Annotated in this window: 19 protein-coding genes; 10 read left to right on the top strand and 9 right to left on the bottom strand. The window is 74.5% G+C overall.

Features of this window, described 5'->3' with window-relative positions; genetic code table 11:
* Positions 1-14: 14 nt before the first annotated feature.
* Positions 15-242, bottom strand: a complete 228-nt coding sequence (locus QFZ71_RS26935; RefSeq protein ID WP_307670735.1) for a DNA-binding protein — start codon at positions 240-242, stop codon at positions 15-17.
* Between the two features lie 368 nt (positions 243-610).
* On the opposite strand from QFZ71_RS26935, the gene QFZ71_RS26930 reads away from it, so the two are divergent.
* The 3 genes from QFZ71_RS26930 (at position 611) to QFZ71_RS26920 (ending at position 4,065) form a co-directional block, all read left to right on the top strand.
* A complete protein-coding gene (locus tag QFZ71_RS26930; protein WP_307670734.1) occupies positions 611-2,410 on the top strand; it encodes a long-chain fatty acid--CoA ligase in 1,800 nt (599 codons plus the stop codon).
* A 219-nt stretch (positions 2,411-2,629) separates the two neighbouring features.
* Positions 2,630-3,466, top strand: coding sequence for an aldo/keto reductase (locus QFZ71_RS26925; RefSeq protein WP_307670733.1), 837 nt, complete (start codon positions 2,630-2,632; stop codon positions 3,464-3,466).
* Positions 3,467-3,597: 131 nt separating this feature from the next.
* Positions 3,598-4,065, top strand: coding sequence for an RICIN domain-containing protein (locus QFZ71_RS26920; RefSeq protein WP_307670732.1), 468 nt, complete (start codon positions 3,598-3,600; stop codon positions 4,063-4,065).
* Positions 4,066-4,112: 47 nt separating this feature from the next.
* On the opposite strand, the gene QFZ71_RS26915 is transcribed toward QFZ71_RS26920, so the two are convergent.
* Positions 4,113-5,060 carry a class I SAM-dependent methyltransferase gene (locus tag QFZ71_RS26915; protein WP_307670731.1) on the bottom strand — a complete coding sequence of 316 codons (948 nt, stop codon included), beginning with the start codon at positions 5,058-5,060 and terminating at the stop codon, positions 4,113-4,115.
* 367 nt (positions 5,061-5,427) lie between these two features.
* Here QFZ71_RS26915 and QFZ71_RS26905 point away from each other — a divergent pair, with 367 nt between their 5' ends.
* Positions 5,428-6,390: a LysR family transcriptional regulator gene (locus QFZ71_RS26905; RefSeq protein ID WP_307670730.1), complete on the top strand. Its 963-nt coding sequence runs from the start codon at positions 5,428-5,430 to the stop codon at positions 6,388-6,390.
* A 212-nt stretch (positions 6,391-6,602) separates the two neighbouring features.
* Here QFZ71_RS26905 and QFZ71_RS26900 read toward each other — a convergent pair whose 3' ends face one another.
* The gene (locus tag QFZ71_RS26900; RefSeq protein ID WP_307670729.1) at positions 6,603-6,911 is read right to left on the bottom strand and encodes a 4a-hydroxytetrahydrobiopterin dehydratase; all 309 of its coding nucleotides are present in this window, start codon (positions 6,909-6,911) and stop codon (positions 6,603-6,605) included.
* A 55-nt stretch (positions 6,912-6,966) separates the two neighbouring features.
* Between QFZ71_RS26900 and QFZ71_RS26895 the strand changes: the two genes are divergently transcribed.
* The gene (locus tag QFZ71_RS26895; RefSeq protein ID WP_307670728.1) at positions 6,967-7,854 is read left to right on the top strand and encodes a helix-turn-helix domain-containing protein; all 888 of its coding nucleotides are present in this window, start codon (positions 6,967-6,969) and stop codon (positions 7,852-7,854) included.
* Between the two features lie 101 nt (positions 7,855-7,955).
* On the opposite strand, the gene secD is transcribed toward QFZ71_RS26895, so the two are convergent.
* The 4 genes from secD to QFZ71_RS26875 all read right to left on the bottom strand — a co-directional run bounded on the left by secD (position 7,956) and on the right by QFZ71_RS26875 (position 16,737).
* Entirely contained in the window at positions 7,956-10,322 is a 2,367-nt protein-coding gene (secD, locus tag QFZ71_RS26890; RefSeq protein ID WP_307670727.1) for a protein translocase subunit SecD, read from the bottom strand.
* 681 nt (positions 10,323-11,003) lie between these two features.
* Positions 11,004-11,759 (bottom strand): rod shape-determining protein MreC, encoded by a 756-nt coding sequence (locus tag QFZ71_RS26885; RefSeq protein ID WP_307671600.1) that lies wholly within the window; start codon positions 11,757-11,759, stop codon positions 11,004-11,006.
* A gap of 503 nt (positions 11,760-12,262) precedes the next feature.
* A complete protein-coding gene (ligA, locus tag QFZ71_RS26880) occupies positions 12,263-14,386 on the bottom strand; it encodes an NAD-dependent DNA ligase LigA (RefSeq protein WP_307670726.1) in 2,124 nt (707 codons plus the stop codon).
* Between the two features lie 92 nt (positions 14,387-14,478).
* Positions 14,479-16,737, bottom strand: coding sequence for a phage holin family protein (locus tag QFZ71_RS26875; protein WP_307670725.1), 2,259 nt, complete (start codon positions 16,735-16,737; stop codon positions 14,479-14,481).
* 317 nt (positions 16,738-17,054) lie between these two features.
* On the opposite strand from QFZ71_RS26875, the gene QFZ71_RS26870 reads away from it, so the two are divergent.
* Positions 17,055-17,837, top strand: coding sequence for an MBL fold metallo-hydrolase (locus QFZ71_RS26870; protein ID WP_307670724.1), 783 nt, complete (start codon positions 17,055-17,057; stop codon positions 17,835-17,837).
* Entirely contained in the window at positions 17,834-18,484 is a 651-nt protein-coding gene (locus QFZ71_RS26865) for a DedA family protein (RefSeq protein ID WP_307670723.1), read from the top strand. Before QFZ71_RS26870 ends, QFZ71_RS26865 begins: the two co-directional genes overlap by 4 nt.
* Before the next feature lie 79 nt (positions 18,485-18,563).
* Here QFZ71_RS26865 and QFZ71_RS26860 read toward each other — a convergent pair whose 3' ends face one another.
* On the bottom strand, positions 18,564-19,961 hold the full coding sequence (locus QFZ71_RS26860; RefSeq protein ID WP_307670722.1) for an aminotransferase class I/II-fold pyridoxal phosphate-dependent enzyme: 1,398 nt from the start codon (positions 19,959-19,961) through the stop codon (positions 18,564-18,566).
* 449 nt (positions 19,962-20,410) lie between these two features.
* Here QFZ71_RS26860 and QFZ71_RS26855 point away from each other — a divergent pair, with 449 nt between their 5' ends.
* The 3 genes from QFZ71_RS26855 (at position 20,411) to QFZ71_RS26845 (ending at position 23,322) form a co-directional block, all read left to right on the top strand.
* Positions 20,411-21,919: a bifunctional phosphatase PAP2/diacylglycerol kinase family protein gene (locus QFZ71_RS26855; RefSeq protein WP_307670721.1), complete on the top strand. Its 1,509-nt coding sequence runs from the start codon at positions 20,411-20,413 to the stop codon at positions 21,917-21,919.
* A 151-nt stretch (positions 21,920-22,070) separates the two neighbouring features.
* The gene (locus tag QFZ71_RS26850; RefSeq protein ID WP_307670720.1) at positions 22,071-22,880 is read left to right on the top strand and encodes a methyltransferase domain-containing protein; all 810 of its coding nucleotides are present in this window, start codon (positions 22,071-22,073) and stop codon (positions 22,878-22,880) included.
* 88 nt (positions 22,881-22,968) lie between these two features.
* Entirely contained in the window at positions 22,969-23,322 is a 354-nt protein-coding gene (locus tag QFZ71_RS26845) for a VOC family protein (protein ID WP_307670719.1), read from the top strand.
* A 90-nt stretch (positions 23,323-23,412) separates the two neighbouring features.
* Here QFZ71_RS26845 and QFZ71_RS26840 read toward each other — a convergent pair whose 3' ends face one another.
* A complete protein-coding gene (locus QFZ71_RS26840; RefSeq protein WP_307671599.1) occupies positions 23,413-25,170 on the bottom strand; it encodes a CocE/NonD family hydrolase in 1,758 nt (585 codons plus the stop codon).
* Positions 25,171-25,177 lie beyond the last annotated feature (7 nt).

The raw sequence follows: 25,177 nt of genomic DNA, 5'->3' as shown, positions 1-25,177 counted from the left end.
TTCCCGGCGCCCGCTCACTCCCCCGCGAAGGCCAGCCCCTCGGCGGCCAGCGCCTCGCGGAGCACCCTGATCGCCTTCGGGCCCACCCCGTGGAGCGCGAGCACGTCGGCGGCGGTCACGGTCGTGAGCTGGGCGAGGCGGGTGTAGCCCGCCGCCCTCAGCGCGCGCCGGGCCGGATTGCCGGCCCCGTGCGGAAAATCGTCGGCGGGCACGTCCCCCGCCGTACCGGACGGGTCGCTCATGGCCCCTCCTCACTCCCGGTCGAGGGTCACCGGCTCACGGTAGCCGCTGTTCCGGCGCGCCGGCGTCTGCGAGGCTCGCGGGGGCGACGCACCGGAGGGCCGACGGGAGCCACGGTGACCGCCGGTAGGCGCAGGGGGCGGATTCGGTGGAGATTCCGGTGCGAACCGCTTACCCCTCCCTCGAAACTGGCCCGGTCCGACGCCCGAGCCTTGCCCATCTGGCCGGATTTCGACGGTTGACCTGTCCGGACGGCCAGGGGTGAGGACGTTCCGTTCCCCTCCCGCCGGGCCCCCGCTTGGGGTAGCGTCGCGGCGCTGTGCGGAGCGCCACGAGGAGCATGTCATTGCGCGATTTCACTGTCCCACCCGTGCCGGCGGCGCCTCAGGTCGGCGGTCTGGCCGACGTGGTCTTCGACTACGCGGAGGACGATCCGCACCGCGTGGCGCTGGCACGCAAGGATGCCGGGGGCCAGTGGCGCGATGTGACGTCCGAGGCGTTCCGCGATCAGGTGCTGGCCCTGGCCAGGGGGCTGATCGCGGACGGGGTGCGGTTCGGCGACCGGGTCGCGCTGATGTCCCGTACGCGCTACGAGTGGACTCTGTTCGACTTCGCGCTGTGGACCGTCGGGGCCCAGTCGGTGCCGGTCTACCCGACCTCCTCCGCCGAGCAGGTCCTGTGGATGCTGCACGACGCGGAGGTGGTGGCGGTCGTGGTCGAGCACGAGGACCACGCGATGACCGTGGGGTCGGTGATCGACCGGCTGCCGCGGCTGAAGCGGCTGTGGCAGTTGGACGCCGGAGCGCTGGACGAACTGCTCGCGGCGGGCGCGTCCATCGACGACGACGTGGTGCAGCGGCACCGGCGCGCGGTGACCCCCGACTCCGTGGCGACCGTCATCTACACCTCGGGCACGACGGGCCGCCCCAAGGGGTGCGTGATCACCCACGCAAGCCTCATGTTCGAGAGCGACACGATGGTGACGCGCTGGGAGCCGGTGTTCCACTCCCGGCCGGGCGACGAGGCGGCCACCCTCCTGTTCCTGCCGCTGGCCCACGTCTTCGGGCGGATGGTCGAGATCGCCGCGGTCCGGGGCCGGGTCAAGCTCGGCCATCAGCCGGAGCTGTCCGCGAGCGCGCTGATGCCGGACCTGCTGACGTTCCGGCCGACGTTCATCCTGGCGGTGCCGTACATCTTCGAGAAGGTGTTCGGCGGAGCCCGGCGCACGGCCGAGGCGGAGGGCCGGGCGGGACCGTTCGACAAGGCCGTCGATGTCGCGGTGAAGTACGCGGAGGCCCTGGAGCAGAAGGCGTTCGGTGCCGGGCCCGGCCCCTCGGCAGGACTGCGGATGCAGCACCAGTTCTTCGACAAGGTCGTCTACAAGAAGGTCCGTGACGCGATGGGCGGCCGGATGCGGCACGCGATGTCGGGCGGCTCGGGCATGGACCGCCGGCTCGGGCTGTTCTTCGCGGGCGCGGGGGTGAGCGTCTTCGAGGGGTACGGGCTGACCGAGACGAGCGCGGCGGCGACGGCGAACCCTCCCGAGCGCACCCGGTACGGGACCGTCGGCCGCCCGATACCGGGCACAGCGGTGCACATCGCGGACGACGGCGAGGTGTGGGTGAACGGGCCGAACGTGTTCTCCGGCTATCTCGGCGACCCGGCGTCCACCCGTGCGGTGCTGCACGAGGGCTGGCTGGCGACCGGGGACCTCGGTTCGCTGGACGACGACGGCTATCTGACGATCACCGGGCGGAAGAAGGAGATCCTGGTGACGTCCGGCGGCAAGAGCGTCTCCCCGGCCGGTCTGGAGGAGCGCGTACGGGCGCATCCGCTGGTGGCGCAGTGCATCGTCGTCGGCAACGACCGCCCGTACATCGCGGCGCTCGTCACCGTGGACCAGGAGTCCGTGGACCACTGGCTGACGATGCAGGGCCGACCCGCGCTGAGCCCGGCCGAGCTGGTGCGCGACCCGGACCTGGAGATGGAGGTCCGCCGGGCGGTGGTGGCCGCCAACACGGCCGTGTCACAGGCCGAGTCGATCCGCACCTTCCGGATCCTGGCGCATCCGTTCACCGAGGAACTGGGGCTGCTGACGCCGTCGCTGAAACTGAAGCGGAAGGCGATAGAGACGGCGTACGCGATCGAGGTCGACGCGCTGTACCACTGACCCGAGCCGGCTCTCCGGACCGCTGCCCCACGGACGGCCGAGGGGCCGGGAGACCACCGGCCCGCGGACGGCCAGGGGCCGCCGGGGTGGGGCGGCGGACCGCCCACCCGCAGGGGCGGCGGGCGGTCGGCCATCCCGTGCGCGGCGGCGGGAATGCCCGGGCGCGTCCGCTCGTTGTCGTGGGGAGTCACCCACCGACGACGTTAGGATCGACCGCTCGTGAGCCAGGTCCCCTCCATCACCCTCAACAACGGCCTCGACATGCCGCAGCTCGGTTTCGGCGTCTGGCAGGTGCCGGACGACGAGGCGGAGAACGCGGTCGCCACCGCCATCGAGACCGGGTACCGGAGCATCGACACCGCCGCGATCTACGAGAACGAGACGGGCACCGGCAAGGCCATCGCCGCTTCCGGCGTCGGCCGCGACGAACTCTTCGTGACCACGAAGCTGTGGAACAGCGAGCAGGGTCACGACAGCACCCTGCGCGCCTTCGACGCCTCGCTGGACAGGCTCGGCCTGGACTACGTCGATCTGTACCTGATCCACTGGCCGGTCCCGGCGAAGGACGCGTACACCGACACGTACAAGGCGTTCGAGAAGATCCTCGCCGACGGCCGCGCGAAGGCCATCGGCGTGTCGAACTTCCACCCCGAGCACCTGAAGCGGCTGCTCGCCGAGACCTCCGTGGTCCCCGCCGTCAACCAGATCGAGCTGCACCCGCAGCTCCAGCAGGCCGAGTCCCGCGCCTTCCACGCCGACCACGGCATCGTCACCGAGGCGTGGTCGCCGCTGGGCCAGGGCAAGGGCCTGCTGGAGGTGCCGACGGTCGTCGCCATCGCCCGGAAGCACGGCCGCACCCCCGCCCAGGTGGTGCTGCGCTGGCACCTGCAGACCGGCACCGTCGTGATCCCGAAGTCCGTGACCCCGTCGCGGATCAAGGAGAACCTCGACGTGTTCGGCTTCGAACTGGACGCCGACGACCTCGCCGCCTTCGCGGCCCTGGACGAGGGCAAGCGGCTCGGCCCGGACCCGGCCGAGTTCAACGTCGGCGCCTGACCGCGTCCGGCCGCGCGGCGCCCCCACCGTGAACGCGGTGGGGGCGCCGTCGTCGGCCGGTGCGGCGGCGGTTCACAGCAAGCGGGGTCCGCGGTGACACGGACCCCTGTCGAACGGGGAGAAGCAGGAACATGAGCGGCGAACTCGCACCGGTCGTCGAGGCGGGCCCGTACCGCCTGCGCAACGTCGGCAGCCGGCTGCTGCTGGAGGTGCACGGCGCGGCCAGGGGCAGCGGGGCCAGGGTTCAGCAGGGCCTCGACGACGGGACGGCCGCCCAGGTGTGGCGGCTGTCCCCCGTCCACGAGGGCGCGGCCCTCTTCCACCTGGTCAACGAGCACAGCGGGAAGCGGCTGGACGTGGCGGGCGCGGGCACCGAGAAGGGCGTCCGCATCCAGCAGTGGAAGGCCAACAACTTCGGCGCCCAGGAGTGGCTGATCGAACAGCACGCGGAGGCGCCCGGCACGGTGACGCTGGTGAGCTTCGTCAGCGGCCTCGTCATGGAGGTCGCGGACGCCTCCACGGAGGCCGGAGGGACGGTCCAGCAGTGGGAGGACACCGACTCCCCCTTCCAGTGGTGGCGGTTGGAGCCGGTGACGTAGGAGCGGGCCGGCGAGGCGCGCGCGGGGCCCGGTGCGGCGGGACGGGCTCAGGCGCGGCGGCCCAGATGCACCGTGCGGGCGGAGAGCAGGTGGACGTCGGGGCGGTGGTGGAGCCCCTCGGGGTCCTCGGGGTCCAGCAGCCGTTCCAGTACGGCGCTGTCCTCCGACGTCAGCAGATCACCCAGCACCTCGCGCTCGCGGGCGATGCTCGCGACGACGTGCTCGCGGGCGGGGCCGGAGAGCGGAGCGGGCAGGTCGAGGAGGAAGCTGCGGGTGCCCTGCGGGGCGAGTCCGACCGCGCTGAACAGGGCACGCCAGTCCTCGGTCTCCCGCTGGGCTCCGGGAAGTTCGGAGCGCATGCGCTCGAAGCGGGCGGCGGCGGCCGCGCCCATCCGGGCCTCCAGGCCGGGCTCCCCGATGCCGATGTCGCGGGGCAGTCGCCGGGTCGGAAGTCCGCCTTCGACGAGCGCGACCGTGCCGCCCGGCCGCAGCAGGGAGGCGAATCCCGCCAGGGCGGCGCGCTGATCGCCCAGATGGTGCAGGGAGTTTCCCGCCCAGATCAGATCGGCCTCGTCCAGGATGCCGATGTCTGCGGGGAGTTCGGCGGTCAGGGTCCGGAAGCGGTCGCCCAGCCCGAGGCGTCGCGCACGGTTCGTCGCGCGTTCCAGGAGAGCGGGCGTCGCGTCCACGGCGACCACCTCGGCGCCGGGGAAGACCTCGGCCAGCAGGCAGGAGACGACACCGGGGCCGCTGCCGACGTCCAGGATGCGGCGGACCTCGGGCGCGGTGGGCAGGGCGGCGATCCAGCGTGCCGCCTCCTCGTACTGCGCGGCGTTGAGTTCGGCCTCCTGTTCCAGCAGGGGGCCGAGGACGTCCCAGTCGATGTCCGTCTCGGGATCGCCCCCGGACCCGTGCGCGTGACCGTGGGCGTGCGCGTGCACGGAGGTGGCGGGGGCGGGCGTGTCGTGGTGGCCGTGGCCGGCATGGCTGCTCATGGGGCCAGCGTCGCCAACGGTCGGGCTCACGGCAAGCTTCGTTGCCGGTCCGGCAAATCGCGCCTTCTCCCGGCGGTTCGCCGCCCGGCTCCCGCGGGCCGACGCGGGCGTCCCCCGCCGGCCCGCCTCGTGGTGCGGACGCCGGGCCCGATGAGCCCGTGCGGGGCCGTCCCGTCCGCGTCGCCCACGGTGTACGGGGCGGGGCCGCGGACCACCGCGATGCCGCCGGGGACGGCGCCTGGAACGGCTCGAGCGGAACCCGTCCCACGCCGTGCGCCCCGGCCGGGGTACGCGGCGTGTACACCGACCGAACGGTAGGCGGAGCACACATATTGCCGGGGTGCGTCCGGGCCCATAACTTGCCCTTATGGAGCTGGAGTTGCGCCATCTGAGAACGGTCCGTGCCATAGCCGACACCGGCAGCCTCACCAAGGCCGCCGCCGCACTGGGGCTTGCCCAGCCCGCTCTCAGCGCTCAGTTGAGGCGGATCGAGAAGGCCCTGGGAGGCGTTCTCTTCGACCGCGACCACACCGGAGCACGCGCCACCCCGCTCGGGGAGCTGGTGCTGGAGCGGGCGCGGGTGGTCCTGCCCGCGGTCAGCGAACTCCAGGCGGAGGCGGTGCGGTTCGCCAACGCGACGGGGTCGCTGGACCGGTTCCGGCTGGGCGGTACGCACGGTCCGCTGCTCGGCGGCCTGGTGGACCGGATGGCCGCGGCGCATCCGTCGGCGCAGGTGTCGACGTACACCTCGTGGTCGGTGGGCGAGATCGCCTCGCTGGTGATCGACGGACGGCTGGACTTCGCGTTGATCGGGACGTGCGGCGAGAGTCCGCCGCCGCTGCCGGACCGGCTGGTGTGGGAGGTCGTCGGGGTGGATCCGGTGTTCGTGATGCTGCCGGAGGAGCACCCGCTCGCCGGAGAAGCGGAGTTGGAGCTGGCCGCGCTCGCGGACGAGGGCTGGGCGGACGTTCCGGGGGAAGGCTGCTTCGCCGACTGCTTCACCGCGGCCTGCGCCCGGTCCGGCTTCACCCCGGTGTCGGTGTTCGAAACGGACACCGCTTCCGTCGTCCACCTGGTGCAGGTGGGGCGGGCGATCGGGCTGTGCCGGGCGACGTTCCCGCCCACGCCCGGCGTGGTGACCCGACCGCTGGCCGGCGCCCCGCTCAGCTGGCGCCATCTGGTGGGCTGGCACCCGCACTCCCCCGCCGCCGACGCCGCGGCGAGGACGGTGACCGGGGCGACCCGCGCGGCGTACACGGAGGCGGTGTCCCGCAGCCCGAGCTACGCGCGGTGGCTCGGCGCGCACCCGAGGTTCGGCACGGTGGCCTGAGCCGGGGCCGTTCGGGCGCCCCGGCGCGGAGGGCGGGCCGACCGGGCGGGGCAGGCGGTCCCGACGGCCACGCGCCCCTGCGGCGGAACGTCGGCCGGGCAGGCGATCTTGACGGCCGTGCGGCCCTGCGGCGGGACGTCGGCCGGGCAGGCGTGACCTCGGCGGGCATGGCCCGGGCAGCCCGTCCGGCCGGCAGGCGTGACCTCGGTGGGCTACTCGGCGCCGTGGGCCGGGGCTGCGGCCGTCACCCGGGTGGCGAGAGCGAAGTCCTTCTCGGTGACCGTGCCTCCCGCGTCGTGCGTGCGGACGGAGAGGGCCACCGTGTCGTAGCCGAGGGTCAGTTCCGAGTGATGGTTCACCTCGTCCTGGATCGCGGCGATGTGGGCCGTCAGCGCCGCGGCGGCCACGTGGGAGGGCAGCCGGAAGGTCCGGGTGATCCGGTCGCCCCCTTGCAGCGTCCAGCCGGGCAGGCTCTCCAGTCGGCGGTCGATCTCGGCGGGTGACAGCGGCTCGGCGGTCATGGAAGGCTCCCGTGGTCCTGGGCGGGTGTGGGGGTGGTGACGTTACGGTCTGGGCATGACGACTGTCCTGACCGACACAGGAGTAGGGCCGCTGCTGCGGGAGTGGCGGGAACACCGGCGCATCAGCCAGTTGGAGCTGGCCCTGCGCGCGGATTCCTCCGCCCGCCACATCTCGTTCATCGAGACGGGCCGGTCACGGCCGAGCGAGGACATGGTCCTGCGGCTGGCCGAGGAGCTGGATGTCCCCGTCCGTGAGCGCAACGCCCTGCTCGTGGTGGCCGGTTACGCGCCCCGCTACGCGCAGACGCCGCTCGACGACCCCGCGATGTCCTCCCTGCGCGAGAGCCTCGACCGGCTGCTCACCGCGTACGAGCCGTATCCGGCGCTCGTGGTGGACGGCGTCTACGGAGTGGTGGCCGCCAACCGGGGGATCGCCCTGCTGCTGGAAGGGGTGCCGGAGAAGCTGCTGGCCCCGCCCGTGAACGCCATGCGGCTCACGCTCCACCCGGAAGGGCTCGCCCCGCGCATCGTGAACCTTCCGGAGTGGCGGGCCGACCTGCTGGCGCAGATGGAGCGGCAGATCGCCCTCGTACGCTCACCCGCCCTGCGCGAACTGTACGAGGAGGTGGCCGCCTACCCGGCCCCTGGACGGACGACCCCCGAACGGGCCGCCGTCACGGCCCCCGGAGGCGGGCAGGACGGTACCGGGCGGCACGGAGGCGCCGGACGGGCGGGCGGTACGGGCCGGCAGCGGAAGGCCACCGCGTTCGCGTTGCCGATGCTGCTCGAACACGGCGGCCACGTCCTGTCGTTCGTGTCGTCGATCGCAACGTTCAACACACCGATGGACGTGACGGTGGCCGAGCTGGCCATCGAGACGTTCCTCCCCGCCGACCGGGAGACCGCCGCCTTTCTGCACGCCCACGTACCTCGTGATGCCTGAGACCGTCACAGCGGATGCGATCCGGGGGCCGGGCGCCGGCCCTCACGACCGCATCGGGTCGTGAGGGCCGGCGTCGTGCCGAGCCCCGAGGCGGGATCACCTCAGACGCGCGCCCCGTTGTCGAGCGGGTCGCGCCGCGCCGGACGGCCCTTCCCGCGCGATGTGCCCTTCCCCTTCCCCGGTGCGGGCGGCGGCGGGGCCTCGGCGCTCCGTTCCAGTACGAGGGCTCCGGGCACGGCGGTGAACACGGAGGACCAGGTGCCCACGACGATGCCGATGAGCAGGGCGATCGCGAAGTCGGCGAGCGAATCGCCGCCCAGCAGCGCGAGGGCGGCCAGGATGAACAGGGCGCCCATGCCGGTGTTCACCGTACGCGGAACGGTCTGGAGGACCGCCCGGCGGGCGACGGTGTCCAGCGGGGCCCGCCGGTTCGCCCCCCACAGTTCCCGTACCCGGTCGAAGACGACCACCGAGTCGTTGACCGAGTAGCCGATGACGGTGAGGAGGGCGGCCAGGAAGATGCCGTCCACCGGTCGCCCCAGCCAGGCGAACGCGCCCACCACGAGGATCACGTCGTGCACCATCGCCACGACGGACGCCACCGCGAACGTCCAGCGGAACCGGACCGCGAGGTAGGCCAGCTGCACGGCCACCGCGACCCCCAGGGCGATCAGCGCGTTGCGCCGCAGTTCGTCGCCGAGGCTGGGGCCGATCAGCTCGTCCCGTACCTTCTTCGTCTCGCCGCCCTCCTCCGCCAGCGCGGTCCGCAGCGCGTGTTCGCCGTCGTTGTCGAGCTTCCCGGTGCGTACGGACAGATCGCCGTCGCCCGCCGTGGTGACCTCGGCGTCCTCGAACCCGGCGGCGGCCAGCGTGTCGCGTGCCGTCTCGACGTCGACCGGGCGGCTGGTGGAGTACTCGACCAGCCGGCCCCCGGTGAACTCGACGCCCAGATCGACCCCGCGCACCACGATCCCGGCCACCGCGACGGCGACCAGCGCGGCCGAGACGACGAGCCAGCGGACCGGCCTCCGGAACAGCCGCGGGTCCTTGCGGACCAGCCAGGTCCGTACCGCTCCGGGGCGTCCGATGCCGTTGACGTTCCGGTAGTCGCTGACGAAGCGGGAGTTCGCGGCGATCTCGGTGAGCGCGCGGGCGATGACCAGGGCGGAGAACATCGAGGCGACGACCCCGATGGCGAGCGTGACGCCGAAGCCCTTGACCGGGCCCGAGCCCAGGAAGAAGAGGAGCCCGGCGGCGATCAGCGTGGTCGCGTTGGAGTCGGCGACCGCGCTCCACGCCTTCGTGAATCCGGTCGTCAACGCGGAGCGCAGGGAACGTTTCGGCCGGTCGGCGCACTCCTCCCTGGCCCGTTCGAAGACCAGGACGTTCGCGTCGACCGCCATCCCGATCGCCAGGACGAAACCGGCGAGTCCGGGCAGGGTCAGCGTGACGCCGAGGGCGACGAGCGCCGCGTAGGAGATCACCCCGTACGCGGCCAGCGCCACGGCGGCCAGTGCGCCGAAGAGGCGGTAGACGAGGGTGATGAAGAGGGCGGTCGCGGCCGCCCCGATGAGGGCGGCCTTCGCACTCGCGTCGATGGCCGCCGCGCCGAGCGTCGGGCCGACGGTCCGCTGTTCGACGATCTCGACGGGCACCGGCAGGGCCCCGCCCTTGATGAGCAGCGCCAGGTCCCGTGCCTCGTCCGCGCTGAACGAGCCGGTGATCTGGGTGGTCCCGGACGGCAGCCCGACCCGGCACCCGACGGAGGGGGCGACCTGCGGCGAGGAGATGACCTTCTCGTCGAGGACGATGGCGACCCTCCGCCGGTCGTCCCCCGCCGGGTGGCAGGCGGCCTCGCCGGTCAGTTTCTTCCAGTCCTGGCCGGCGCCCTTGTGGAACTTCAGCGACACGCTCCAGCCCGCTCCGCCCTGCGCGTCGAACGCGGCGGTGGCGTCGTCGACGCCCGCGCCGGAGAGCCGGGACGGGCCGAGCGCCAGGGAGCGGCCCTGCTCGTCGGGGAGCGTCAGCCCGTCCGGATCGGTGGTGGGAGCGGGGTCAGGAACTTTCCCGTCCGGGGCCTTCCCGTCCGGATCCTCGGCCCCCGGGCCCTCGGCGCCCGGGCCCTCCACCGCGTGGAAGGACAGCTGCGCCGTCCGGCCGATCACTTCGGCAGCCTGGCGCGGATCCTGGACGTCGGGCAGTTCGACGATGATCCGGTCCTCACCGGACCGGGTCAGGGTCGGTTCGGAGACGCCGAGCGAGTCGATCCGCCGGCGCAGCACCTCCAGCGTGCGGTCGGTGGTCTCCCGGTCCGCCTTCACCGTGGCGGTGTCACGGGCCTGGAGCACGATACGGGTGCCGCCCTGGAGGTCGAGGCCGAGTCTGGGCGACATGGTCAGGGTGATGAATACGGACACGAGCAGTACGGCGACGGCCAGAACCGCTCGCACCACGGTGGCGCGAGTCATGGAGATCCTCCGGTGGGGCGTCGAACGCCCTCACCTCAGTGAGGACGCGACGCCGGATCGGCAGTACGGGACGGAAGGCCGGTCGTGGGACCGGTGATCCTGCCCGGAGGCCCCCGTACGCCGGGGAGGGCGCCCCGCGGCTGCCGGGTACGTCGAAGGAGCCCGCGGCGGACTGCCGGACGCCGCCGCGCGGCGCGGCGGGCCCCGGCGCGGCGGGCGTCAGCGCGTCGTGCGGCGGCGGAGGGGCGTGCAGCAGCAGATACGGCCGGCCGCTGCCCGCACGGGGGGTCTGCGCCGGATCGGCGGCCGCCGCGGGATGCTCGTGCCCGGCCCGCGTCACGGCTCCCGTGCCCGGCGCGGCCACGGCACCGTGCGCGTGGTCCGGCCCCCGATGGTCCTGTACGGCGATGTGCCGGGAGCCGGGGCCCGCCCCCTGTCCGGCCCGGTACCCGGTGCCGGGGCCGGTCCGGTCACCGGCGCGGTGCTGGGGAACGGGGCCGCCGGCCTGCGGTGCGGACGCGGCCGAGTCCGCCAGGGCGGCGGTGCTTCCGGCGGTCGGCAGCGCGACCGCCGTACCGCCGGCCGTGGCGGTGCCGCCGGCCAGGGTGAGAACGGTGAGGAGCAGCGCGGCCAGCAGACGCCGCGAGCGGGACGTGTCGGCGTGGGGCCGCGGGCGCCGCGTCACTTCGGTCGGCCGGTGGGTGCGGGCGGTGCCGTCCGGCGGCGCAGCACGGAACTGAGGATCTGCCCGGCGCCGCGGACGACCGTGGTCGACGGGTCGTCGGCCAGACGTACCCGCGTGCCGAGGCAGCGGGCGATGCGGTCGGTGACGTCGGGACGCAGCGCGCCGCCGCCCGCGAGCACGGGCCCCTTGCGCAGCGCTCCACGGATCGCGCCGTGCCGGTCGTTCCGCCACATGGACGTGATCATGTCGAGCACCGTACGCACCAGGACGGCGGGCACCGCCGCCGGGTCCAGACTCCCGAGGTCGTCGAGGCCGCTCTCGGCCTGGCGGGCATCGGCGACCAGTCCGTTCACGAGGAGCGTGACCTCGGTCAGTTCGGCGCCCATGTCGACGACGAGGAGGGGGCCCGTCTCCTTCGGTCCCGCGTACGCGGCGGCGGCGCGGGCGCTGCTGAGGATCACGACGCACGTCGTCCCGAGCCCGGCCAGCAGGGCGCGTGCGGCGGAGCGGTGTTCGGCTCCGGCGAGCACGGGGTGGCTGAGGACGATGACGCTGTCGCTGCGGTCGGGGCCGAGGGCCGCGTCGGCGATCCGGCCGAGCAGCCGGCCGCAGGACTCGGGATCGACGATGCGCCCGCGCCGGACCGGCCGCTCGTCGTCGCCGTGGACGCCCGCCCCGGCGTACGGGTCGATCACCAGCCCCCGCCCGGGAACCCAGGCACGGGTACGGGAGCTGCCGAGGTCGAGGGCCAGGCCCCGGCCGGCCGGAGCTCCGCCCCACGCGCCCCGGTGCTGGTGGTGCGCCCTCGGGCCGCCGGACGTACGGCCCGCCCCGAACGCCCCGGCACCGCCTCCGTCACGAAGCGGTCCGGGGCTCTTCCCCCATGGGCCCGCATCCGGGCGGAGCGGCCCTCGCCGCTCGCCGGGCACGGAAGTCGTCGGGCCGCGCACGGCCGGGGCCGGGGTGGTCGGGAGAGCCGCGGTCCGGGCGGTGGCGGAAGGCCCGCCGGCGGGAGACCTCCGGTCCGCACCGATACCGGAGGACGGCGGGGGGACGGTGCGACCAGGTCGCCGCCCGTCGTGCACCGTACGCATCGTCCCTCACCCCCGGCCGGCCCGTCCCGGCCGCCCACGCACCCGTCGGCCCACGCATAGTGAGGCGCGACCGAGCCCTCACTATGCAATACCGGGTGGTGGAACGCCACTTCCTCGGTGATTCCCAGGCGCGCCCGTGCCGTGGGCGGGGCGGCCGCCGATCAGTTCCCCTCCCCCGCCGTCAGGAAGGGGCCGACCAGTTCCGCGAACTCCTCCGGCACCGCGATCCGCACGCCCAGCTCCTCCGCCTTGGTGCGCTTGGACCCCGCCTTCTCCCCGGCGACCAGCAGGCTCGTGCGCTGGGAGACGCTGGAGGACGCGCGGCCGCCCGCCCGCTCGATCAGTTCGTTCATCTGGTTGCGCGACAGCTTCTCCAGCGCTCCGGACATCGCGCCCGTGACCACCACGGTCATCCCCGCCAGGGGCAGCGCGGCGCCGTCCGTCCCGTCGTCGGCCGCCCCGGTGTCGGCGTCGTCCCCGGCCACCGGCTCCGTACCGGGCTCCGGGGGCGGGGTGGCACCCGGCTCCGTCATGTTCACCCCGGCCGCGACGAGCTTGTCGATCAGCGGGGCCAGCTCCGCCAGCTCGGCGACCACCGCTGCGGCCTTCTCCTTGCCGATGCCGTCGACCTGCTGGAGGGTCTCCACGTCGGCGGCGACGATCCGGTCCATGGTGGCGAAATACCGGGCGATGCGACGCGACATCGACCGCCCCGTGCCCCGTACGCCCAGGGCGCAGAACACGCGGGAGAGCGGGCGGGTGCGGGCCGTCCCGATGGCCGCCAGGAGATTGTCCGTGGAGGTCTCGCCCATCCGGTCGAGGGTGAGCAACCGGTCGCGCTCCAGAGTGAACAGGTCCGCGAAGTCCGCGACGAGGCCGGCCTCGACGAGCTGGACGACCCGCGTGGAGCCGAGGCCCTCGATGTCGAGCTGGTCGCGGCCCGCCGCGTACGACACGGAGGCGACCAGCCGGCAGCTGCGTCCTCGGACGCAGCGCCAGCGCTGCTCGCTCGCGTCGATGTCGGAGCCGCACCGGGGGCAGCTCGCGGGGAACTCGATGGGCGTCTCCTCCCCGGTGCGCAGGTGCACGACCGGGGCCTCGATGCGCGGGATGATGTCGCCGGCCTTGTGGACCATGACCTGGTCCCCGAGCCGCAGGTCGCGGCGCGTGATGTCGGCCGGGTTGTGCAGGGTGGCGTAGCCGACGGTGGAGCCGTCGATCTCCACGGGCTCCAGGACGGCGCGCGGCGCGATGATGCCCGTGCGCCCGACGTTCCACTCCACGGCCAGCAGGCGGGTGATCTTCTCCACGGCGGGCAGCTTGTAGGCGATGGCCCAGCGCGGAGCGCGGCTGCCGGAGCCGGCCTCGCGCTGATCGGCCGCCAGGTCGGCCTTGATCACGATCCCGTCGATGCCGAACGGCAGCGCCGCGCGCAGGGAGGCTATCGCGTCCACCCGCGCCTGGACCTCTTCGACCGTGGTGGCCAGGACCGGAGCCACGTCGGTGCCCGCCGCCGTGTGCACACCGAGGTCCGCGACGTACGACAGGACCTCGCTGTGCGGCAGTTCGGCGAGGGTCTCCGCCGACGCGCCGGAATCGGGCAGCGGCAGCGCGCCGTAGGCGAAGAAGGTCGTCTCCACCCGGTAGGCGCGGTCCTTGGCGCGCAGGGTGCCCGCCGCCCCGTTGCGGGGGTTGGCGAAGGGGGCGCCGCCGTGTTCCGTACGGATCGCGTTGCCCTGCTCGAACTGCTCGTTCGTCATCAGGATCTCGCCGCGCACCTCCAGGGTGACCGGGGCGGACAGCCGCTGCGGCAGCCCGACGACGGCGGCGGCCGCGTGCGAGACGTCCTCGCCCGCCTGTCCGTCGCCGCGGGTGATGAGGCGTTCGAACCGGCCGTTCCGGTAACGCGCGGCGACGGCCAGGCCGTCGAGCTTCGGCTCGACGCTCCAGGCGGTCACCGGCCGGCCGATCCGCCGCTCCAGCGACGCGGTCCAGGTCCCGAACTGCTCGGCGGAGAACACGTTGTCCAGCGACAGCATGGGCACCGTGTGCGGCACGTCGCCGACGGCCGCCCCTCCCGCGACCTTGCCCGTCGGCGAGTCGGCGAGCACCTCGTCCGGGTGGTCCGCCTCGTATGCGGCTATCCCGCGCGCCAACCGGTCGTAGGCGTCGTCGTCCAGCGCACTCTCGCCCGTGGCGTAGTACGCGGCGGCGGCGAGGGAAGCCTCCTCCACTGCGGCGGCATAGGCGGCGGCATCGGCGAGAACAGCGGCTGAGTTCGTCATGGCCGCCATTCTTCCGCCCACCACTGACAACGCCGCCGGACCACCGGCGCGCAGGTGCCGGCGATTGCCCGCGAGCGTCCCGAGGCGTCCGGTCAGGGGGTCTTCCCCGTGGCGTCCGGGGCGGGGACGGTCCCGGCGGGAGGACTCGGCGGAAACGGTTCGTCCACCGGTCCGGCCCCGGCGAAGCCCTCGGCCCGTACCGGGACCTGGGGGCCGGAGGACTCCTGGAGCCAGCGGGTCAGCACCCGGTGCACCGCCTCCGCGCCCACCAGCCCGCCCCCCGGCGGCACAGGCATGGGCGCGGACGCGGCGGACTCGGCGGACGCGGCGGACTCGGCGGACTCGGCGGACTCCGCGGACTCGGCGGACTCGGCGGACTCGGCGGCCATGATGTCGTGCGGGTCCGTGAGCCCGCGCGGCCAGAGCAGGAACGGCCGGGACTGCTCGCCGCCGAGGCCGCCGTGCGAGCCGATCTGCTCCTCGAAGGCGTGCACGGTCCCGGTGCCGGGGTCGTACCGGGAATTGACCATGACGTCCGCGACGTGCGGGAACGTGTCGGTGCGGCGTACGGCGTCCGCCGCACCGGCGCCGAAGACGGCGAGCGGACCCTCCTCGTCCGTCAGCTCCGCGACGGGGACCTCGGCTCCGCCCGGCCCGAGCACCACGGAGCCGTGCTCCTCGCTGCGGACGAGGAGGAAGCCGATCCCCGGATGGTTGGCGAGCGTGGAGAGCAGCGCCGGGTGGCGCCGGTCGATCTGCTCGCGGGAGGCGCGGCCCCCGATGTCGGGGAAGGAGATCAGCCCGAGGTTGCCGGAAGCCAGCACGATCGGGTCGGAGGGCTTCGCGGTGTGTTCGTCCTCCTGCCCCTCGACCGGCCGGTGCAGGGCGATCCGTACCGCGTCGCGGGCCTCGGAGGCGCTGCGGGTGCGCTGGGCCCGGCGGGGCACGGGCAGTCCGCAGCCCGCCCGGACGAGGTCCTTGAGCGTCAGCCCGTACGCCCCCGCGAAGGTCTCTCCGGAGCTCTGGCCGTGGTCGGAGAGGAGCACGATCCGGTAGGCCCGCGGGGTGTGGTCGGCGATCTCGGCGATCAGGGCGAGGGACCGGTCGAGGCGTTCGAGGACCTTCTCCGCGTCGCGGCTGTGCGGCCCGGAGTGGTGGGCGACCTCGTCGTAGGCGACGAGGTCGGCGTAGACGGCGGTGCGTCCGGCGAACATGTCGCCGAGGACGGCGGCGACGACCACGTCGCGCTCCACGACGGTGGCGAAGGCGCGGATGAAGGGGTAGAGACCGCCGCGTTTGATCCGCGGGGTGACCTTGCGGGCGCGGGCCCGGACGGACTGGCCGATCTCGCGGACGACCTCCGCGACGAAGGAGAGTGCGGTACGGGTGGCGTTGGCCGGATCGGAGAAGTAGGCGAAGTACCCGGCGCGTGAGCGGCGGCCCTTGCCACGCCGGGCGGCCATGGAGAGCACCAGGGCCAGCTCTCCGGCCCCGCCGCTGAAGAGGTTGCCCCGGCTCGCGCCGTCGACGGTGAGCAGGCCCCCGTCGCGGGTGCGCTCGATGGCGCGGCGCTGCATCTCCAGGGCGCTGGCGGGGCGGCTGGAGACCATGACGGTGCGGGTCTCCTTCTCGTACCAGCGGAACGCGGGTACGTCATGGTTGCTGCCGTGCAGGATGGCGAGCTGGCTGGCGCCCGTCTGGCTGGACCAGTCGGTGCGCCAGGGGGTGAGCCGGTGCCCGGCGGAGTCCGCGAGCAGGCCGGCGACGGTCGGCATGAGCCCGGCGGCGGCGGCCTCGACCAGCACGTCGTGGCCGACGCCGTCGAGCTGGAGGAAGACCGTTCCCGGCGGTCCCGCGCGGCCGGGGCCGTCCGGCTCCGCCGGTCTGCCGCGTCTGCGCCGGTAGGCGAGCCGCGACAGCCGGCGCCGGTACGCCTCGTCGTCGCGGACGGCGAAGGCGGTGGAGGTGGCGGAGGCGACGGCGGACATCACGGCGGCGACGACGACCGCGGTCTCGGGGGCGGCGTCGCCGCGTCCGTCCGGGATGAGGCGCAGCGCTATCAGCAGCAGCGAACCGTTGAGGAAGAAGACCAGGGCGCCCAGGACCAGCGCGGGCACGATGAGCAGGGCCCGCACCAGGACGGGCCAGACCAGCGCGGAGAGCAGCCCGAAGGCGCCCGCGCCCCAGGCGGCGGTGAAGGCCGTCCTGGTGACGGTGTCGCCGTCGTCGGACTGGAGGCGGAAGTCGGGCAGGATGCCGGCGAGCGCGAGCATGGTGAGGGTGGACACGGCCCAGACCGCGATCACGCGTATCACGGTGCCGCCCGCCCTGCGCCACGTCCCGTCAGCCACGCCGTTCCACCCGCCCTCTCGTCCCGGTCCCGGTCGTCCGGGCACGGCCCTCAGCTTGGCACAGCGCCGGTCCCGGCCGGCGGCTCCGGTGGGACACCCCGGACCCGGCGCGACGGTGCGGGGGACGCATAGGCTCGTACCGGCGGCGCGGCCGTACCCGGACCGCGCGGGCCGTGAGCGCCGGGGCGTCGTGAGGTGCCGGAGGTGGCGCGGGTGGTGGGGTACGGATCGCGCGGTGACGGGATACAGGGCGACGGAGCAGGGGTCGGCCACGGGGCAGCGGTCACGCTGCGTCGACGAGCGAGCGAGGAGGCGGGGTGCCGGTGGAGGTCACCTGGTGGGGTCATGCCACCTGCACGATCGAGGACTCGGGGGTGAGGGTGCTGACCGACCCCCTGTTCGCACGGCGCTTCGCGCATCTGCGCCGCCGCCGGGGCGAGGTGCCGCCGCCGTCGGCCGCGGCCGCCGAGGTGGTGCTGATCTCCCATCTGCACTCCGACCATCTGCATCTGCCGTCACTGGCCCGGCTGGCTCCGGGCAGTCGGCTGGTCGTGCCGCGCGGCGCGGTGGCGGCGGTGCCGGGGCTGCGGACGCTGCGGCGGAGGCTGGGGCTGCGCGTCACCGAGATGCGGCCGGGCGACACGGTACGGGTCGGTGAGGTGCGGGTGCGGGCGGTCCCCGCACTGCACGACGGGCGGCGGCTGCCGGTCGGGCCGCACCGCGCCCCCGCGCTCGGCTATGTCGTCGAGGGTGAGGCCCGGACGTACTTCGCCGGGGACACCGGGCTCTTCGACGGGATGGCGGACGCGGTCGGACCGGTGGACCTGGCGCTGCTGCCGGTGGGCGGCTGGGGCCCCTTCCTGGGCCACGGCCATCTGGACCCGGCGCGCGCCGCCGAGGCGCTGACCCGGATCGCCCCGGCGTCCGCGGTCCCGGTGCACTACGGCACGTACTGGCCGATCGGGCTGGACGGGGTGCGCCCGCACGAGTTCCACGCGCCGGGCGACGAGTTCGTCCGGCAGGCGGCGAAGCGGGCTCCCGAGGTGAGGGTGCACCTGCCGGCGCACGGCGAACGGGTCGTGCCGGGGGCCGGCCGGTGATCCAGGAGATCCAGCAGCTGGTGCGGGACCTGCCGACCGAGTCGACCCAGCAGGCGGTCGGCTACCCGACGCTCTTCACGCTGGTGGCGCTGGGGTCGCTGGTGCCCGTGGTACCGACGGGGGCGCTGGTGAGTTCTGCGGCGGTGGTGGCCTTCCACCAGACCTCGCCGCTCGCCCTGCTCTTCGTCTTCCTGGTGGCGTCGGCCGCCGCGTTCCTCGGGGACATCGGCCTGTACTGGCTGGGCCGGCGCGGGGTCAGGTCGAAGAACGGGTCGAAGTGGCTGGCGGCGATCACCCGCCGGGCCGCGCCGGAGCGGCTGGCGCGGGCGGAGGAGAAGCTGACGGACCACGGCGGGGCGGTGCTGGTGCTCTCCCGGCTGATACCGGCCGGGCGGATTCCGGTCATGCTGGCGTGTCTGCTGAGCGGGATGCCGCTGCGGCGGTTCGCCCGCGGGGACGTTCCGGCGTGCCTGGCATGGGCGGCGACGTACCAGCTGATCGGCATCCTCGGGGGTTCGCTGTTCCCGGAGCCGTGGCAGGGGGTGGTCGCGGCGATCGCCCTGACGCTGCTGATCAGCGGGGCTCCGGCGGTATGGCGCAGGCTGCGCGCGCGGTTCGGGCCGGGGACGGGCGACGCGACGGGGTGACCCTCGCGGCGGCGTCGCCCGGCGGCAGTCCCGGACCGGCACGGCGGCGGGCGGCGGGCGGCGGGTGGTCGTGACCGCGTCAGCGCAGTGCGCCGAGGACCGCGGCGAAGCCGTCCAGGGCCTGCGCCACATGGGGAAGTGCCAGGGGGTCGGCGGCGGCGAGGGACTCCGCCCGCTGCCGCTCCGTGGCCCCGAGCAGCGGTCCGGTGCCCAGGCGTACGCGGAGCGCGCCGAGCTCGTCCCCGAAGCGGTGTCCGCCCGGTGCCGGGGCTCCGAGCCGGTCGGTGAGGTACTCCTCCAGCTCCATGGAGTCCGCGACGCCCAGCTCCGCCAGGCGGGAGCGCAGCGGGCCGAGGTCGGCGTAGAGGTGGCGGCCCGCCTGGGGCGGCCGGGCGAGCGCACCGGCGGCGAGGACCGTGCGATGGGCGGCGGCGGCGACCACGGTCTGGAGCGCGGCGGCCCGCCGGATCCGGTCCCGTACGGCCTCCGGCTCGTCCAGGGCGTGGGCGGCGGCCCCGGCGACCGGGCCGGCGACGAGGGCCCCGAGGGCGGTGAGGATGTCCAGGGTGCGGGCGTGCCGGACGGCGGCCCGCGGGGTGTCGGGAAAGCGGGCGACGGCGACCGGCCAGGCGGCGGGGGTGAGGGCTCCGGACAGATCGGTGAGGACCGTGACGTCGTCCGGGCACATCTCGGCGGGGCTGAGCAGGACGGTGTCGCGGGGCCGGTGGACGGTGTCGCGCCAGGTCTCGTCGCTGACGATGTGCAGCCCTTCCCCGATCGCCGCCTCGCACGCCTCGCGGACCAGTTCGGGCGGGGCGACGGTGGCCGTGGGGTCGTCGGCGACGGACAGGAGCAGCAGCTTCGGCCGCCCGCCCTCGGCCCGGACCCGGCGGACGGTCTCCAGCAGGGCGTACGGGTCGGGCACGCCGCCGCATTCGGCCGGGGTCGGCACGTGGTAGGCGGGGCGTCCCAGCAGCCGGGCCTGCGGCATCCAGGCCGCCGGACAGGGACGCGGCATGAGGACGTCACCGCCGTGCGCGCCGATCAGGGCCAGCAGGAGCGGCTGGGCACCGGGAGCGGCGGCGACCCCGGCGGCCGCGCCGTGCAGCCCCCGCCGGTCCCAGTAGCCGCGGGCCGCCTCACGCAGCACCGGCCCACCGCCGGGAGGCTCCGGCCGGGTCCTGCCGGAGGCCGCGGCGAGCACGGCGGACAGTTCGGGGAGGACGGGAAGCGCGGGGTCGGGGGCGAGCGGTCCGTAGCGGACGGGCCCGTGGTCCACGTGGGCGGGGCCTCGGTGACCGTACGCGAGGGGCCCGCCCTCGTGCACGGGGGCACGGTCCCCGCTGTCGTACGGGGAGGCCGGGTCACCGCCGCCGTGCGCGAAGGCCGGGTCGCCACCGTGCGCGGAGGCCGGGTCGCCACCGCCGTGCGCGCCGTCCCGGTCCCCCGGCGGGCCGAGGTTCCCGTTCCCGTGCATCCGGCCCTCCTTCACCGCTCGTCGCCCGCTCTTCACCGCGTTCCAGGCCGCCCCGCGCGTCCACCCGCCCGGCCACCGGGCCCGGCCCGGTACCGCGTCCTTCGCGCCCGGCCGCACAGCCCCGGAGCCGCACACGCCGCGCCTCTGCCCTTCTTTATACGGAGGTTCCCGGCGCCCCGCCCGCCCAGCCCGTCCCCGTGCCCTCCCACATGCCGGGACTCGTCCGCCCGGCCGGTCTCCGTGCCGTCCCACGTGCCGGGACCTGTCCCGCCCGGCCGTTCTCCGTCGCACGCGCCCCCGTGCCGCCCGGCGCGGGGGCGATCCACCTTCCTCCGGGTCGCCTCCCCCGTGCCGTTCCGGGTGCCGTTCCGCCGCCGGGCGGCCGTGCGTGGTCCGGGTCTCAGCGCGCCTCCTGGTTCAGCCGGGCGCGGCCGGGTATTCGCTGATCCATGTCCACACCGAGAACCTCGTCCGCCACCGCCACCGCCACCGCCCGGTGGCGCGGCTGGCTGCAGAGCCGTGACCTGGCCGTCTTCCGAAGCGTCGCGGACCGGCACTGGCCGGGGGCGGACCCGCTGCTGCCCAAGCTGAGCCGGAGCGCCAACCACGGGCTGCTCTGGTTCGGGACGGCCGCCGGGATCGCCGTCCTCGGCAGCAGCGCGCGCTCCCGGCGCGCCGCGCTGCGCGGGGTGGCCTCGCTCGCCGTGGCGTCGGTGGCGATCAACACCGTCGGCAAAGGTGCGGTGCGCCGGGAACGGCCGCTGCTCGACCGGGTGCCGTCGGTGCGACAGCTCAAGCGGCAGCCGGTCACCACGTCGTTCCCGTCCGGGCACGCGGCGTCCGCCGCCGCGTTCGCGACCGGGGTGGCGCTGGAGTCCAGCGGCTGGGGTGCGGTGGTGGCACCGGTCGCCGCGGCCGTCGCGGTCTCCCGCGTCTACACCGGCGTGCACTATCCGAGCGATGTGCTGGCGGGGGCGGTGCTCGGGGTGGGGGCCGCGTTCGCGTTGCGCGGGGTCGTGCCCACGCGGGGCCAGTTGCCCGCACCCGGCCGTCCGCCCGGTGAGGCGCCGGCGCTCCCCGCCGGGAAGGACCTCGTCGTGGTGGTGAACCAGGAGTCGGGCACGGCCACCGCGACCGCGTCGCTGGTACGTGAGGCGCTGCCCGCCGCCGAGGTGGTCGAGGTGCCGCCCCGGGAGCTGTCGGCCGCGCTGGACAGGGCGGCGGGCCGGGGCAAGGCGCTCGGCGTCTGCGGAGGCGACGGCACGGTGAACCGGGCGGCCTCCGTGGCGGCCACGCACGGGGTGCCGCTGGCCGTCTTCCCGGGCGGCACGCTCAACCACTTCGCGTACGACCTGGGCATCGAGACGGTCCACGACACCGCCGCCGCCCTCTCGAAGGGGGACGCCATCCGGGTGGACCTCGGCCGTTTCCGTCCGGGGCCGCACGGCCCCGACGGGGCGGACGGCTACTTCCTCAACGCCTTCTCGCTGGGTGTCTATCCCGAGCTGGTACGCACCCGTGAGCACTGGTCGCCCCGGATCGGCGGCTGGCCGGCGGGCGTGCTGGCGGCGTTCCGCGTCCTCCGCGACCGCCGGCCCCTGGAGGCCGAACTGCAAGGCCGGAGGCGGCCGTTGTGGCTGCTCTTCGTCGGCAACGGGATGTTCCAGCGGATGGGCCCCGCGCCGGGCCGCCGCCACAACCTGGCGGACGGGCTGCTGGACGTCCGGGTGGTGCACGGCGGGCGCGGCCCCGCGCTGCGGCTGCTGGCGGCGGCGGTGGCGGGTCCGCTGACCCGCTCCCCCGCCCATGCGGCGGTGCGACGGAGGCGGGTGCGGCTCGGCGGCCTTGCTCCGGGGACCCCGTACGCGTACGACGGTGAAGTGGGCCGCTCCGGAACGGAGCTGACGGTCGACAAGCTGCCGGAGGCGCTGACCGTCTACTGCCCGATGCCTGTCTGAGCCGTCGGGGCCCGTGTCCCACGTCCGGCCCCTCCCCGACCGGTCCGCATGGCAAGACTCCCATCTCGCCATTCGACATGGCGGCGTACGGTGGGTCCTGTCGCCGTGCCCGCAGGCGCGGCACTTCCGGAGAGGGAGAGGACGCGTCACCATGCCGAAGGAGACCGCCGTGTACACGCACGGCCACCACGAGTCGGTCCTGCGCTCGCACCGCTGGCGCACGGCGGCCAACTCGGCCGCCTACCTCCTCGGCGAACTCCGCCCCGGACAGGCCGTGCTGGACGTCGGCTGCGGCCCCGGCACCATCACCGCCGACCTGGCCGCGCTGGTCGCTCCGGGCCGGGTCACCGCCGTGGACACCACCGCCGACATCCTCGCCCGAGCCGCCGCGGTGGCGGACGAACGAGCCCTGGACAACGTCGAGTTCGCGGTGGCCGATGTCCACGCCCTGGACTTCCCCGACGGCTCCTTCGACGTGGTCCACGCCCACCAGGTGCTCCAGCACGTGGGTGACCCGGTCCAGGCGCTGCGCGAGATGCGCCGCGTCTGCCGCCCCGGTGGCGTGGTCGCGGTCCGCGACAGCGACTACGCGGCGATGACCTGGTATCCGGAGACGCCGGGGCTCCACACCTGGCTGGACGTGTACGAACGCGTGGCGCGCGGCAACGGCGGCGAGCCGGACGCCGGCCGCAGGCTGCTGTCCTGGGCACGACAGGCGGGCTTCACGGACATCACCCCGACCGCGGCCGCCTGGTGTTTCGCCACTCCGGAGAGCCGCGCCTGGTGGAGCGGCCTGTGGGCGGACCGTACGACGGACTCGGTCTACGCGGAGCTGGCGGTCGCGGGCGGTCACGCGAGCACCGCCCAGCTCGCGGCGATCGCCGGGGCGTGGCGCTCCTGGGGCGCGGAGGACGACGGCTGGTTCATGGTCCCGCACGGCGAGGTGCTCTGCCGGGTGTGAGACGGGGCGCCCCTGTCGAGACGCGACGGGGGCGCCGCTCCGGCCGGAATCGATCACACCGGCGACAGCCTCCAACTACCCTCGTCCCATGGAGATCCTGGGAACCACGCTGCGTATCTGCGTCGACGACCTCGAACCGGCGGTGGCCTTCTACGAAGGGCTGACGGGCACTGCGGCCCTGCGTTTCGAGCGCGGCGGGGTGTCGGTGGCCGCGATCGGCTGCTTCCTGCTGATGAGCGGGCCGGAGTCGGAGCTGGAGGTGCTGCGCAAGGTGGGGGCGACCATCGCCGTCGAGAACGTGGACGAGGCGAACGAGGCGCTGACCCGAGCGGGTGCGCGGGTCATCGCGGGACCGGTGCCGACCCCGGCGGGCCGCAACCTCATCGCCCTGCACCCGGACGGCTCGGTCTTCGAGTACGCGGACCGCGAGGTGTCCCTCTGATCCGCCCCGGCCGGTGACCACGGCCGGTTCCCGCCCGCAGGCGTCCCTCCCGGCGGGTGCACGGCCCCGGCGGGTGCACGGGGGCAGGCGTCAGCCGGCCGGGACCACCGGGAGTTCCAGTACGCCGGTGTCCCCGGGGGCGCTCACGACGGTGACGGGTTTGACGCCCCGGTTGCCGAAGTACGCGGTGTCGCTCGCGGCGATCACGAACTCCAGCCGGTGCCCCTTCTCGTACCGGTGGACGATGCCCGGCAGTTCGACCGTGAACGGCCGGGTGACGTCGGGGACCCGGACCGGGGCGACGAGCCGGTTCACCAGCGTGCGGCTGCCGTCGGGGGCGATGTCGTAGACCTTGGTGAACAGGACGAGCTTGTCGGAGGCGTCGCCGCTGTTCTGGACCCGTTCCGCCTTCGGGGAGACGACCTTCAGCGTGGCCCTCGGGGCTCCGACGACGTCGAGCGGGGCGGTGAGGGGTTCGGTGCGCCAGCCGAGGTACGTGCCCCTGGTGTCGTACGGCTCGGGGTCGGGCAGGCCGATCAGCGGGGCGATGGAGCTTTCGGAGTGGCTGGTGGGCACCAGCCAGTTGGTGTACTGGCGGCTGCCGCGCGCCACCGCGGAGCGGTTGTCGACGAGCTTGCCGTCGCCGGAGAGGTAGAGGGTCCGCGAAAGGGCGGGTACGTCCGCGGCGGTGCCGTAGCCGCTCTGCCAGTCGCGGTAGTAGGAGAGGGCGGGCCCGGTGTCGGCGGCCGTGTTGGCGCGGAGGTGGCGTTCGAACCAGGCGAGCACCCGCCGTCCGACGTGGCTGGTCTCCAGATTGCCCTGGCTCAGGTCGAGTTCGCCGGGTACGTGGCCGCCGCTGTGCCCCCAGGACTGCCAGATCATCTTGGTCTCGGTGCCCTGCGCCTTGAGGGTCCGGTAGGTGGCGGTGGCCTCGTTGAGGTTGAAGAGGCTGTCCGCCTGGCCCTGGACGAGGAGGGTGGGCGCCTTGACCCGGTGGAGGTAGGAGACGGGTGAGACGCCGCGCGCGTAGGCGAGCATCCGCTCGGTCCGCTCGGCGGGGAAGCGGCCGGAGTTGAGGAGGCGGACGGTCTCGCAGGCGCGGGTGGCGAAGTGCAGGCAGTCCAGCCGGTTGATCCGGGAGGGGTCGAGGCTCGGCTGGAGGAGCGGCTGGCCTTCGCCGATCAGGTAGAAGCCGTTGGCCCACTGCCACTTGAAGACGCCGGGGGTGTCGGAGGTGACGCCGGTGCGCGCGCCGGTGCTGTTGGGGGCGAGGGCGTAGGCGAGGTCGTTCCAGGTGATCAGGGGGACCAGCGCGTCGAGGCGCGGATCAACCGCGGCGGTGGCCAGTTGGATCGCGCCGCCGTAGGAACCGCCGATCATGCCGACGCGCGGATCGCCCTCGGCGTCCCGGATGACGTAGTCGACCTTCGTGCCGTCGTCGGCCGCGCGAACTCCCCCGAGGAAGTCGATGAGTTCCGTGGCCGCCCGTCCGTCGACGGCGGGGTCGTCGAGGGTGATCAGACAGCCGGACCGGCCGAAGCCGAGGCCCGAGTAGACGAGACCGATGTAGCCGCGCTCGGCGAACGCCTTGCCGATGGCGTCGGTGGAGCCGTCGGACTTGCTGCCGCCGAAGCCGTTGGTGGCGAGGACCGCGGGGGCGGGGCGGTCGGCGCCGGCCCCGGCGGGCCGGTAGAGGTCGGCGTCCACCGTGCAGGTGCGGTCGCCCGCCTCGACGGTGAACGTCAGCGGGGTGACGGTGTACGGGGCGGCCTCGGCGCGGGCCGGGCCGGAGAGGACGAGGGGGGCGGCGAGGGCCGCCCCGGCGACCACCGCGAGCGGGCCGCGCACACGGGAG

The organism is Streptomyces sp. V2I9 (genome assembly GCF_030817475.1).
Lineage (GTDB): Bacteria > Actinomycetota > Actinomycetes > Streptomycetales > Streptomycetaceae > Streptomyces.
Note: the sequence above shows the minus strand (reverse complement) of the source record. Positions and strands in the feature narration are given on the sequence as shown.